This window comes from Corynebacterium rouxii (assembly GCF_902702935.1).
Lineage (GTDB): Bacteria > Actinomycetota > Actinomycetes > Mycobacteriales > Mycobacteriaceae > Corynebacterium > Corynebacterium rouxii.
In genome coordinates this window covers 1,331,554-1,343,781 of record NZ_LR738855.1, presented here as the reverse complement: position 1 = coordinate 1,343,781, position 12,228 = coordinate 1,331,554, and the positions used below count along the sequence as shown (strand labels likewise).

Here is a 12,228-nt window from a genome sequence, read left to right as displayed (position 1 = left end):
GATTAGCGAAATGTTTACTGGGTTAATTGAAGAAATCGGAACGATTACTGAAGTGGAAGAGCAAGGCGACTCACTCGTTCTCAGTATCTCAGCCCCAGCCCTTATGGTTGATATCAGGCAAGGCGATTCAATTTCAGTCAACGGTGTGTGCTTGACAGTTATTAATTATGACACTATTGGTTTTACAGCTGATGTAATGAAAGAATCTCTCGATCGTTCTAGTCTGGGGCAACTCCGAATCGGCAGCAATGTGAATCTGGAACGTGCCATGCGTGCGGATGCTCGCATAGGGGGACATATCGTGCAAGGGCATGTTGACGGCACTAGTGTACTGTTGTCTCGGGATCATTCGGAACATTGGGATGTATTGCGTTTTAGCCTTCCAGTAGAGATTTCGCAGTATGTGGTTGAAAAAGGTTCGATTGCTGTTGACGGAACTTCATTGACGGTGTCGTCGATAAGCGAGCCTCTTGCAGAGAATCATTGGTTTGAAGTTTCGTTAATTCCCACCACTTTGGAGCACACTACGCTCGGTGAGCTAAAGCTTCGCGAGGTTGTGAATTTAGAAGTAGACATTGTTGGAAAATATGTCGAGCGAATGCTTGCGGGAAATAAATAACATCACGAATAGCGAGAAACGAGTAAGGTAGTGCGGGTGGATATAACCCGAAGCGGTACTCCTCATAACATTGAGGCTCTCCCGTCAGATCAGCAGAATAACGATCATCCAGGGGTAACTTTGGACAGCATCGAAAGGGCCATCGCAGATATTGCAGATGGAAAGCCTGTGGTCGTAGTCGACTCAGAGGATCGTGAAAACGAAGGCGATTTAATTTTTGCAGCTGATAAAGCAACGCCCGAGTTAGTAGCTTTTATGGTGCGATATTCTTCGGGTTATATATGTGCCTCTTTGATACCGGAAGAGTGCGATAGACTCCAGCTTCCACCAATGACATCTCAAAACGAAGATACACGGGGTACTGCATATGCTGTCACGGTAGATGCGAATACGGGAACAACTGGTATTTCTGCAACTAGTCGCGCAGATACTTTGCGAAAACTTGCTGACAGTCAATTCGGGCCTCATGATTTCACCCGTCCTGGACATGTGGTTCCACTACGTGCGAAAGCAGGAGGTGTGCTCGAACGTGCAGGGCATACTGAGGCGGCTGTCGATCTAGCTCGAATGGCAGGTTTGAATCCAGCAGGTGTGCTATGTGAAGTTGTCAGCGAAGACGATCCCACAGATATGGCACGCGCACCTGAACTACGACGATTTGCGGATCGTCATGATCTTGCGCTTATTTCGATTGAACAACTTATTGAATGGCGGCGTAGACATGAACTGCTTGTTGAACGCGCCGTGTCAACTCAACTACCCACTGAATTCGGGCGGTTTACCGCGGTCGGTTATCGTGGAATCGTTGACGGAGTAGAACATATTGCGCTGGTCTCTGGGAATATTTCCTCTGATGGAGGCAACGACGTTCTCGTTAGAGTCCACTCTGAATGCTTGACCGGAGATGTATTGGGTTCTCGTCGGTGTGACTGTGGACCGCAATTACAGGCGTCACTACGTGCTATTTCCGAGCGAGGGCGTGGAGTCTTGGTGTACTTACGTGGACATGAAGGGCGTGGAATCGGATTACTGCGTAAACTTCAGGCGTATCATCTGCAAGATGAAGGCGCCGATACAGTTGACGCAAATAAGGCATTAGGCCTGCCAATTGATGCGCGTAACTACTCCGTTGCTGCACACATTCTACGAGATCTTGGTGTGCAGTCAGTGCGTCTACTTACGAATAATCCAGAAAAATTCCTTGAGCTGGAACGCTACGGGGTAACAGTAAATGGACGAGAGCCTGTCAAAGTGGAAGTGCACGAAGACAATATTCGTTATTTGACCACAAAGCGGGATCGAATGAACCATGATCTGCCATGGATTACCGAATACAAAAAGGAACAAAGCTAAGTGAGCAAAGAGGGACTGCCCAATGTATCTTCGGTAGCAGGAGAGGGTCTTGTTGTCGGAATAGTCTCAGCAACGTGGAATGAAAAGGTCTGTAATCAGCTTCATGCTGAAGCGATTCGTACGGCAAAGGACTGCGGTGCAAAGGTTATCGAAACACGGGTGATCGGTGCACTGGAGTTGCCGATCGTAGTGCAAAAACTCGCTCAGACCTGTGACGCGGTGGTTGCTAATGGTTGTGTGATCAAAGGAGGTACTCCTCATTTTGAATACGTTTGCGACTCGGTGACGGAAGGGCTTACACGTATTTCTTTAGATAGCGGAGTGCCAGTCGGTAACGGAGTACTTACTACTTTGAATGAAGAACAGGCAATTGACCGTGCTGGTTTTGATGGTTCCAATGAGAATAAGGGCGCGGAGGCCACCATTGCGGCCATGCATACGGCGCTTGTTCTACGGAATTTACCATAAGGTAAAACACCGCTGCTATGTGAGCTGAGATCTTTACGATTGAAGCCGTGGTGTCTTAAGTACTAGAGTCGTGTGAAGGAAAATGCATGATAAGTGCTTTCAGAATGAGAAAAATTTCAGTGAATTAAGGTAAAAATTGTGACTGCATCCTCTGGCAACAGCAACGGTGATAATCCATCTACTCAACGTGCCATTAGGCTTAGTGATGAGGAAATTCAGCAATATGTTGCTTTAGACGCTCCACTGACGACGGGTAAGCCGTGGGACTTAGAAATTAATTCTGTTTATCTGCGGAGATGGGCGTGGAGTGGTGCTGCTTTTATTTTAGCGATTCACATATTCTTGGCGGTTGTCGTAGCGATCGGGGACACTGGTACTACAGTGACGCTCGTTGATCAATGGGGTTATTTCTTAGTTGGTCTTGTATTTGCGTCAGCATTTTATTTCGCTTTTGCACGGCCACGCGTTCGGGCTAATGAAGACGGAGTAGAAGTTCGAAATTTCGTGGGTACTCGGTTTTATCCTTGGTCCGTTATATACGGTTTGAACTTCCCACAAGGCAGTAAATTTGCTCGCCTTGAACTGCCAGAATTTGAATATGTCCCATTGTGGGCTATTCAAGCTGGAGATGGTGCACGATCAATCTCAGCCATTGAAGATTTTCGTATCCTTGAGTCTCAATTTATGCCAGAGGATTAAGCTACAGCAGTGTCTGACCCATCTACATATCGTCCAGCCCCCGGCACCATTCCAACGGAACCGGGGGTCTATAAGTTTCGTGATCCCGAAGGTCGGGTCATTTATGTAGGTAAAGCAATCAACCTACGATCGCGGTTGTCCAATTATTTTCAAGATCTAAGCGTCCTGCATCCGCGCACGCGACAAATGGTAACCACAGCCACCTCAGTGGAATGGACAGTCGTTGCCTCTGAAGTAGAAGCGCTCCAGCTGGAATATACTTGGATTAAAAAATTTGATCCTTATTTCAACGTTAAATATCGCGATGATAAAACGTATCCAGTACTTGCAGTTTCAGTAGGCGAGAGGTTTCCCCGTGCCTATTTTTATCGTGGTCCGCAGCGAAAAGGAGTGCGATATTACGGCCCATATTCGCACGCATGGGCTGTTCGAGAAACTTTGGATTTGCTGACACGTGTTTTCCCCATTCGAACTTGTACCAAAGCCGTATTTAATAGGCATGAGGCATTAGGAAGGCCATGTTTGTTGGGGTACATCGACAAGTGCTCAGCTCCGTGCATTGGTCGAGTGAGTGAATCCGAACATCGAATAATAGTAGATGGATTTTGCTCATTCATGGCGGGCAATACAGATTCGGTCGTACGGCGCTTAACTAATGAGATGATGTCGGCTTCAGAAGCTCTAGATTTTGAAAAAGCAGCTCGTAAACGCGATGATCTGAATGCAGTTCGTAAAATTACGGAACAACAAGCAGTAGTTCTTGGCGATGGTACCGACGCAGATGTTATCGCAGTCGCAGCTGATGATCTTGAGGCTTCTATTCAGTTATTTCATGTGAGGGCCGGTAAGATTCGAGGCCAGCGTGGTTGGATTGTTGAGCGTACCGACAATTCTGAAAGTGAATTAGAAGAGCTATTACAGTCGTTCCTTATTCGGTTCTATTCCGATGAAGTAGCGCATGAAGACCAAGTATCCAATAAAGAGCTGACAGTTGCTCGGCGAGGTGTCGATAAACAGTCCCATGAGCGTGATCTTGCCATTCGTCGTGCTAGTTCCTCTGTGGTACCTAAAGAAGTTTTAATACATAAAGCTCCTGCAAATGTTGAGCAAACTGCCGCAGTTTTGCGTAGTTTGCGTCATTCGAATGTGGATGTGCGCGTACCTCAGCGTGGCGACAAACGAGCTTTAGCAGATACAGTTTTTGCGAATGCCCAAGAAGCTTTACGGCAGCATAAAATTAAGCGGGTATCGGATTTAACTGCGCGGTCCGCTGCGCTACAAGAGATTCATGAAGCTCTGGGCCTAGACGAACCACCTCTGCGCATTGAATGTACAGATATTTCTCATATTCAAGGCACAGACGTAGTAGCTTCACTTGTGGTTTTTGAAGATGGACTGCCGAAAAAGTCGGACTATCGTCGTTACAAAATTAAAGAGGCGGCTGGCGATGGTAGGTCCGACGATGTTGGCTCTATTGCAGAAGTTGTTCGCCGAAGGTTTGCACGCTACAAAAGCGATCGTCTTGCGGTTCCTCAAGAAGATGAGTTTGATGGCTCACGATTTGAAGATGAATCATTGGCGGAAGAAAACAATATGGCGACGAAACAGCGGTTTGCTTATTCTCCTCAATTATTCATTGTTGATGGTGGAGCGCCCCAAGTGGCTGCGGCACAAGATGTACTCGATGAATTGGGTATTACGGATGTAGCATTAATCGGAATTGCTAAGCGCTTAGAGGAAATTTGGTTACCTGGTGAAGAAGACCCATTGATTCTTCCACGAAATTCACAGGGTTTGTACCTTATTCAGCAGCTGCGAGACGAAGCGCATCGATTTGCTATTACATTTCATCGACAACAGCGATCGCAACGGATGCGACGGTCTATTCTTGACGATATCAATGGTCTAGGTCCAGCACGTCGAAAAGTTTTAGTGGCGCATTTTGGTTCGGTCAAAGAACTAAAAAAGGCTTCGGAATCAGAAATTACGATGGTAAAAGGAATTGGTCCTACACTTGCTCATAGTATTTATGTTGCATTGCACCCGAACTCAGATGACTCCTCAGTACAATAGGCGCTATGAACCTCAACGTAAGAACTGATGTCGAGCCTCGAACAGAAATCCCACCAGTAGTAATTACAGGTCTGTCTGGTGCAGGACTAAGTTCGGCAGCCCGTGTACTTGAAGATATGGGTTGGTATGTAACTCAAAACATCCCATCGCAATTTGTGGTCCAACTCGTTGAGTTGTGTGCTGATCCAAATTCACCAGTCGATAAAATCGCCATTGTTTCAGATGTTCGGTCGAAGGAATTTAGCGGTAGCCTGGAAGAAGTGATTTCGGAGCTTTCGGGACTCGGTTTAAAACCTTTGGTCGTATTCATGGATGCGCGAAATGACGTTTTGATCAAGAGATTTGATAATTTGCGCCGAACTCACCCGCTTCAGGGAAGCGGTACTTTGCTTGTGGGAATCGAGCGTGAGCGTGAGATTATGAATCAAATTAAAGAGTCAGCAGATGTTGTCATCGATACCTCAGACCTATCCATTCATGATCTTCGGCGTAGTATCGAACTCAATTTCAACGGGATCGCTAATAAGCTACAGCATGTTACGGTGCAATCTTTTGGTTTTAAACACGGTTCTCCGCGTGACACGGATTTGCTTATCGACGTTAGGTTCTTACCAAATCCGTTCTGGGTACCTGAACTGCGTCCGTTTAGAGGAACGGACAAACCTGTGTCTGATTATGTATTAGCAGATGAGGGTGCTCAGAAATTCCTTGACAATTTCACGCGAATGCTACGGGACATGCGACCTGGCTTTAAACATGAAGGCAAGAATTTTATTACAGTTTCCGTTGGATGTACTGGCGGCCATCATCGTTCAGTAGCTATAGCTGAGGAATTAGCGCGTCGGTTACGAGAGGTACCGGATCTTGACGTCAGCGTTAACCACCGAGATATCGCTAGAAATTAGTGAGGATTGAGTCTCATAGTGAATAAAACAGACACCTCGAAACTCAAAATTGCGAGCATGGGCGGAGGCCACGGCCTATTTCAAACCCTTCGTGCCGTTCGGCAGCTTAATCCTGCATGCATCGACGCAATCGTAACAGTAGCCGATGACGGCGGCTCATCAGGGCGAATTCGTCGTGAGCTAGGACAGATTCCTCCTGGAGATCTGCGGATGGCACTTGCAGCACTCGCTCCTTTTGACGATGAAGGTTTGCAATGGGAAACGCTCCTCCAACACCGTTTTGGTGGGCATGGAGCATTAGCAGGCCACGCAGTAGGTAACCTTATTATTGCTGGTTTGTGCGATACCTTAGGAAGCGAAATTGCTGCTTTAGATGCGGTAGCAAAAGTCATCAAAGCTGAAGGGCGCGTACTGCCAGCATGTGCTGAGCCATTAGAAATTGCCGCAGAAGTCTCAGGACTCGATGACGATCCGCGAATAATGCGAGAAGTTATTGGCCAAGTTGCAGTCGCATCAACGCCAGGTACTGTGCGGCGTGTCCGCCTTATTCCAGAAAAGCCAGAGGCAACTGAGGAATCGGTCGAAGCTATTGTAAACGCGGATTTAGTGACTTTAGGACCTGGGTCATGGTTCTCAAGCGTTATCCCACATGTTTTGGTTCCAGGAATTCCTACGGCATTGGCTAGTACTAAAGCTTTGCGAGTAGTAGTGCTTAATCTAAGTCCAGAGCCGGGAGAAACCGCTGGTTTTACCGCTGAACGACATATCCATATCCTGTCTCAACATGCCCAGACGTTGAAAGCAGACATAATTTTAGTAGACGAGGGTTTAATTCCGCACAAAGGCGAAAGAGTTCATCTGGAACGAGCTGCAGCAGTGCTTGGTGCGCAGATTTCGTATCATGATTTAAGCGAAACTGATCCTAGTGGGCGACGAATTCATCGTCATGACCCCGCAAAATTGGCTGAAGCGTTACGTTTGCAGCTTTAGAGCATTGGGCACGTTAATATGAATTTTTGCCCTTAGCTTTATCCCATTATGCACCAGACATTAACTAAAACGTGAAGGAACGGATACGTGGGAGCTCTTTCTGCCCAAGTTAAAGATGAACTAATTAAGGTGTCATCTACAAAACAGAGGTCTCGCATCGCCGAACTTGCTTCGATCATTCGATTTGCCGGGTCTATTGATAATGCGCTTGGGAAGACTGTTATAGAAATCGAACTAGATAACGAAGCCGTGGCAATTCGTGTTGCGAAAGAAATAGAGGATTTATTTGCTATTCCTGCCAAGTTGGTGGATTTAGGTCCGATGGCGACACGGCGGACTCCACGGCATGTGGTTCGAATCCCCGAAGACGCAGAAACTTTAATTCGTCGAGTTGGGTTAGTAACGCGTAATGGCCATGCCGTAGTAGGGCTACCGCCGCAGATTATATCTGGATCAATTTCTGATGCTGAGGCTGCGTGGCGTGGTGCTTTTTTAGCCGCAGGCCAGCTGTCTGACCCAGGTCGGACTTCAGGTTTGGAAGTTGCATGTCCTTGCCAAGAGGCATCTTTAGCTTTGGTTGGATGCGCTCGCAGATTGGGTCTGTCGGCTAAACCCAAAGAAACTCGTGGTGTAGAAAAAGTTGTTGTTCGAGATGGTGAGGCAGTTGGGGCATTGCTATCTCGAATGGGAGCGCATAAAACGCGACTTGTGTGGGATCAAAAGCGAGCACGAAGAGAAGCGCGACCTTTAGGAAACCGATTAGCTAATTTTGACGACGCAAATCTTCGTAGATCGGCGCGAGCAGCGGTAGCTGCAGCAGCGCGCGTAGAACGAGCGATGACAATTCTTGGAGATGACGTTCCCGACCATTTGGCTCAAGCCGGCCAATTACGTGTGCAACATCGACAGGCATCCTTGGAGGAACTTGGCCGATTAGCAGATCCCCAGATTACCAAAGACGCTGTTGCTGGAAGAATTCGCAGATTACTCCATATGGCGGATAAAAAAGCTTCTGATATGGGAATTCCTGATACATCAGTGGTCGTAACCGAGGAACTGCTAGACGACTTCTAAAACATTAAAAGCCGATGTGATAACCTTCACATCGGCTTTTAATGTGGCAAAGGGTGGGCGTAAGTCATGGTTCGTGATGTGAATTCTATGCCTCCAAAACGGGGTAATTTATCAACAAATCGCCGGTCATAAACGGACATAAAGCAAAACTAAGCAACATTTGCTCGGTATTGCACCCCCAGATTTAGCTCTTTTAGTCGTGGAAGGGCATTACGTGTGGGCAAAAAACTTCTGCAAGTCTGAACAGATATAGGTACACTTTGAAAACGAAGGGACACCGGAACGAAACAGTCTCGATCGGACAAGATCGGAAAGAATGGTTCGCATTCGGCTTCCAAAAACAATCACTCAAATGTGAGGAGATATTAAAGTGACGATTCGCGTAGGTATCAATGGTTTTGGCCGTATTGGTCGTAACTTCTACCGTGCAATTGCTGAGCGCGGTGCCGATATCGAGGTTGTTGCAATCAACGACCTGACTGATAACCACACTCTTTCACACCTATTGAAGTATGACTCCATCCTTGGTCGTTTGGGCAAGGAAGTCAGCTACGATGATGACTCCATCACCGTCGATGGCCATCGCATGGTTGTCACCGCTGAGCGCGATCCTAAGAACCTTAAATGGGGCGAGCTAAACGTTGACATCGTTGTTGAGTCGACTGGCTTCTTCACAGATGCAAATGCCGCGAAGGCTCATATTGAGGCTGGTGCAAAGAAGGTTATCATTTCTGCACCTGCAAAGAACGAAGATGCAACATTCGTCGTCGGCGTAAACCACACTGACTACGATCCTGCTAAGCACAACATCATTTCTAATGCATCCTGCACGACCAACTGCTTGGCTCCAATGGCTAAGGTATTGGACGAGAAGTTCGGCATTGTCAAGGGCTTGATGACCACCATCCATGCTTACACCGGTGATCAGCGTCTTCACGATGCACCCCACCGCGATCTTCGCCGTGCACGTGCCGCAGCTCAGAACATCGTTCCTACTTCCACTGGTGCCGCTAAGGCTGTGGCCTTGGTTCTTCCAGAGCTTAAGGGTAAGCTTGACGGCTTCGCAATGCGCGTTCCAGTCATCACTGGTTCTGCAACGGATTTGACCTTCGAAACCACCAAGGAAGTTTCCGCAGAAGAAATTAACGCTGCAATGAAGGAAGCTGCCGAAGGCACGCTCAAGGGAGTCTTGGCTTACACCGAGGATCCAATTGTTTCCACCGATATTGTAACCGACGCTCATGCATCCATCTTCGATGCTGGCTTGACCAAGGTTATCGGCAACCAAGTTAAGGTTGTTTCTTGGTACGACAACGAGTGGGGTTACTCCAACCAGCTTGTTTCCCTGACTGAATACGTCGGTGAGCGTCTCTAATTAGAGATCGTAAAGTGCTAATAAATTGGCGCTAACCCTGCGGCCCGGGGTGTACCTCGAGGTACACCCCGGGCCGTGGTGCTTATATTCTTCGCAATACCGAACAACTGACCATAGAATAGGTTTTGTTATGGCTATTAAAACTCTAAAAGATCTCTTGGCAGAAGGCGTTGAAGGACGCCACGTGCTTGTTCGCTCGGATTTCAACGTACCACTGAATGACGATCGTGAAATTACCGATGCTGGACGCATTACTTCCTCGCTCCCAACGATCAAGGAACTGGTTGACAACGGTGCTCGAGTAATCCTGATGGCTCACTTGGGTCGCCCCAAGGGAGAAGTAAATGAAAAATTCTCCTTGGCTCCTGTAGCGGAGGCATTGTCTGAAGCCCTCGGACAGTATGTTGCACTTGCAGGCGACGTCGTTGGTGAAGATGCTCACGAGCGTGCGAACGGTCTCAATGATGGTGACGTTCTTCTCCTTGAAAACGTTCGCTTTGACCCACGCGAAACCTCGAAGGTAGAAGCTGAGCGTGGCGAATTTGCAGATCAACTTGTGGCACTAACCGCTGAAAATGGTGCTTTCGTATCTGATGGCTTTGGTGTTGTCCACCGCGCTCAGGCATCAGTATTTGACGTAGCACAGAGGTTGCCACATTATGCGGGAACCTTGGTGGAAAAAGAGCTAGAAGTTCTTGGAAACAAGGTTGCCTCTGCTCCAGAACGTCCTTATGTGGTTGTTCTAGGTGGCGCAAAGGTGTCTGACAAGCTTGGTGTAATCGAAGCGCTAGCAACAAAGGCAGACAAACTTATTATTGGTGGCGGAATGTGCTACACCTTCTTGGCCGCCAAAGGCATCAATGTGCAAAAGTCGCTGTTGCAAGAAGAACAAATCAACAAGTGCAAAGAGCTTCTAGAAGCATACGCTGATAAGATCGTTCTTCCAGTTGATTTGATGGCAGCTGCAGAGTTCGCCAGCGATGCAGAAAACAAGATCGTTGCGATTGACGAAATCCCTGAAGACTGGATGTCTCTTGATATCGGACCTAAGACTGTTGAGAAGTTTGCTGAGGTTCTAGCGACATCAAAGACCGTATTCTGGAATGGCCCTATGGGCGTTTTCGAATTTGAAAACTTCTCGGCCGGTACCCGTGGCATAGCAGAAGCTATTATCGCAGCTACGGCTAATGGTGCATTCTCTGTTGTTGGCGGTGGCGATTCGGCTGCTGCTGTTCGACTTCTTGGCCTAGACGAGGATGGATTCAGCCATATCTCTACTGGTGGCGGAGCATCACTCGAACTTCTCGAAGGTAAAAACCTTCCTGGTGTTTCGGTACTCGAAAGCTAAAAGACTTATGAGGTAGGCGCGAAGATTCTTCGAAACGGGGAATGTTGGCACCTACCTTTTCATTTTGGTTGTTTGCTAAAGCAACCTATTAAGAGGAAGGAAATTCCATCATGGCACGTACCCCACTTATTGCAGGTAACTGGAAGATGAATCTTGATCATCTTCAAGCTGTCGCAACAGTGCAAAAACTTGCTTTTGCACTTCCAAAGGAATACTACGAAAAAGTTGACGTAGCTGTCACCGTACCGTTTACTGATCTTCGCTCTGTTCAAACACTTATCGAAGGCGATAAGCTTGCTATTACTTATGGTGCTCAAGATGTCTCACAGCATGAGGCTGGTGCCTACACAGGTGAAATCTCTGCCCAGATGCTTGCCAAGCTTGGATCTACTTGGGTCGTTGTTGGACACTCAGAGCGCCGTAACTACCATGGTGAATCTTCGGAGCTCGTCGCAGCTAAAGCTAAAGCTGCGTTGAGTCAAGGAATTAGCCCCATCGTATGCGTTGGGGAGCCTCTTGAAATCCGTGAAGTCGGAACACACGTGGAATATGTCGTCGAGCAGACTCGCGCATCGTTAGCGGGACTTACCGCAGATGATTTGGCAAAGACTGTTATTGCTTATGAACCCGTATGGGCTATTGGCACGGGTAAAGTAGCATCCGCGGCCGATGCACAGGAAGTTTGCGCAGCAATTCGTAACCTCATTATTGAGCTTGCTGGAAAAGAGGTGGCTGAAGGACTTCGCATTCTTTATGGCGGATCGGTTAAAGCAGAAACCGTTGCCGAGATCGTAGGTCAACCAGATGTTGATGGCGGCCTAGTGGGTGGCGCTTCTCTTGACGGTGAAGCATTCGCCAAACTAGCAGCTAATGCAGCAACTGTTGTCGACTAGTTAGTAGTAGATGATCAGGGTGGTTCCGTGTTATGCCATGCAGCCCACAGAGCCACATTGTTATAGCGCTGCGACATTTAGTGTATAGTTACTTGAGATTTAATAAGGTTCGTAGTCGAGTAGTACTATGCACTAACGATTGTGAATAGTGTTCGGCATTTATAAGGAATAACATGGCTTTAGCTCTAGAGATCATCTTGGTAGCGGCAAGCGTTATCATGACGCTTTTTGTTCTGCTTCACCGTGGTAAGGGTGGCGGATTGTCAAGCCTTTTTGGTGGAGGCGTACAGTCTAACCTTTCTGGTTCTACAGTCGTAGAAAAGAACCTAGATCGCGTCACCATCTTTACGGGCTTGATCTGGATTGCTTGCATTGTTGCGTTGAACCTCATTCAGGCATACAAGTAAAACCAAAGTGTGGGGCGGAGAGCT

Annotated in this window: 12 protein-coding genes; all 12 read left to right on the top strand. The window is 47.5% G+C overall.

What is annotated here, in order from left to right:
* Nucleotides 1-10 precede the first annotated feature (10 nt).
* The 12 genes from CIP100161_RS06715 (at nucleotide 11) to secG (ending at nucleotide 12,204) form a co-directional block, all read left to right on the top strand.
* Complete coding sequence (locus CIP100161_RS06715) at nucleotides 11-619, top strand: riboflavin synthase (RefSeq protein ID WP_155873002.1); 609 nt, start codon at nucleotides 11-13, stop codon at nucleotides 617-619.
* Nucleotides 620-688: 69 nt separating this feature from the next.
* Nucleotides 689-1,972 carry a bifunctional 3,4-dihydroxy-2-butanone-4-phosphate synthase/GTP cyclohydrolase II gene (locus tag CIP100161_RS06710; RefSeq protein ID WP_166443191.1) on the top strand — a complete coding sequence of 428 codons (1,284 nt, stop codon included), beginning with the start codon at nucleotides 689-691 and terminating at the stop codon, nucleotides 1,970-1,972.
* Nucleotides 1,973-2,440: a 6,7-dimethyl-8-ribityllumazine synthase gene (ribH, locus tag CIP100161_RS06705; protein WP_155872998.1), complete on the top strand. Its 468-nt coding sequence runs from the start codon at nucleotides 1,973-1,975 to the stop codon at nucleotides 2,438-2,440.
* Between the two features lie 138 nt (nucleotides 2,441-2,578).
* Nucleotides 2,579-3,139, top strand: a complete 561-nt coding sequence (locus CIP100161_RS06700; protein ID WP_155872996.1) for a PH domain-containing protein — start codon at nucleotides 2,579-2,581, stop codon at nucleotides 3,137-3,139.
* Between the two features lie 9 nt (nucleotides 3,140-3,148).
* Entirely contained in the window at nucleotides 3,149-5,212 is a 2,064-nt protein-coding gene (gene uvrC / locus CIP100161_RS06695) for an excinuclease ABC subunit UvrC (protein ID WP_155872994.1), read from the top strand.
* 5 nt (nucleotides 5,213-5,217) lie between these two features.
* Nucleotides 5,218-6,117 (top strand): RNase adapter RapZ, encoded by a 900-nt coding sequence (gene rapZ / locus CIP100161_RS06690; RefSeq protein ID WP_155872992.1) that lies wholly within the window; start codon nucleotides 5,218-5,220, stop codon nucleotides 6,115-6,117.
* 18 nt (nucleotides 6,118-6,135) lie between these two features.
* Nucleotides 6,136-7,107 (top strand): gluconeogenesis factor YvcK family protein, encoded by a 972-nt coding sequence (locus CIP100161_RS06685; RefSeq protein WP_155872990.1) that lies wholly within the window; start codon nucleotides 6,136-6,138, stop codon nucleotides 7,105-7,107.
* A gap of 87 nt (nucleotides 7,108-7,194) precedes the next feature.
* The gene (whiA, locus tag CIP100161_RS06680; protein WP_155872988.1) at nucleotides 7,195-8,181 is read left to right on the top strand and encodes a DNA-binding protein WhiA; all 987 of its coding nucleotides are present in this window, start codon (nucleotides 7,195-7,197) and stop codon (nucleotides 8,179-8,181) included.
* 370 nt (nucleotides 8,182-8,551) lie between these two features.
* The gene (gene gap / locus CIP100161_RS06675; protein ID WP_155872986.1) at nucleotides 8,552-9,556 is read left to right on the top strand and encodes a type I glyceraldehyde-3-phosphate dehydrogenase; all 1,005 of its coding nucleotides are present in this window, start codon (nucleotides 8,552-8,554) and stop codon (nucleotides 9,554-9,556) included.
* Nucleotides 9,557-9,686: 130 nt separating this feature from the next.
* Complete coding sequence (locus tag CIP100161_RS06670; RefSeq protein ID WP_155872984.1) at nucleotides 9,687-10,904, top strand: phosphoglycerate kinase; 1,218 nt, start codon at nucleotides 9,687-9,689, stop codon at nucleotides 10,902-10,904.
* A gap of 110 nt (nucleotides 10,905-11,014) precedes the next feature.
* Complete coding sequence (tpiA, locus tag CIP100161_RS06665; RefSeq protein ID WP_155872982.1) at nucleotides 11,015-11,797, top strand: triose-phosphate isomerase; 783 nt, start codon at nucleotides 11,015-11,017, stop codon at nucleotides 11,795-11,797.
* Between the two features lie 173 nt (nucleotides 11,798-11,970).
* On the top strand, nucleotides 11,971-12,204 hold the full coding sequence (gene secG, locus CIP100161_RS06660; RefSeq protein ID WP_003851593.1) for a preprotein translocase subunit SecG: 234 nt from the start codon (nucleotides 11,971-11,973) through the stop codon (nucleotides 12,202-12,204).
* Nucleotides 12,205-12,228 lie beyond the last annotated feature (24 nt).

Coding starts and splice junctions, on each gene's coding strand:
- CIP100161_RS06715 (WP_155873002.1), top strand. CDS start 11: ATGTTTACTGGGTTAATTGAAGAAATCGGAACGATTACTGAAGTGGAA.
- rapZ (WP_155872992.1), top strand. CDS start 5,218: ATGAACCTCAACGTAAGAACTGATGTCGAGCCTCGAACAGAAATCCCA.
- CIP100161_RS06670 (WP_155872984.1), top strand. CDS start 9,687: ATGGCTATTAAAACTCTAAAAGATCTCTTGGCAGAAGGCGTTGAAGGA.
- tpiA (WP_155872982.1), top strand. CDS start 11,015: ATGGCACGTACCCCACTTATTGCAGGTAACTGGAAGATGAATCTTGAT.
- secG (WP_003851593.1), top strand. CDS start 11,971: ATGGCTTTAGCTCTAGAGATCATCTTGGTAGCGGCAAGCGTTATCATG.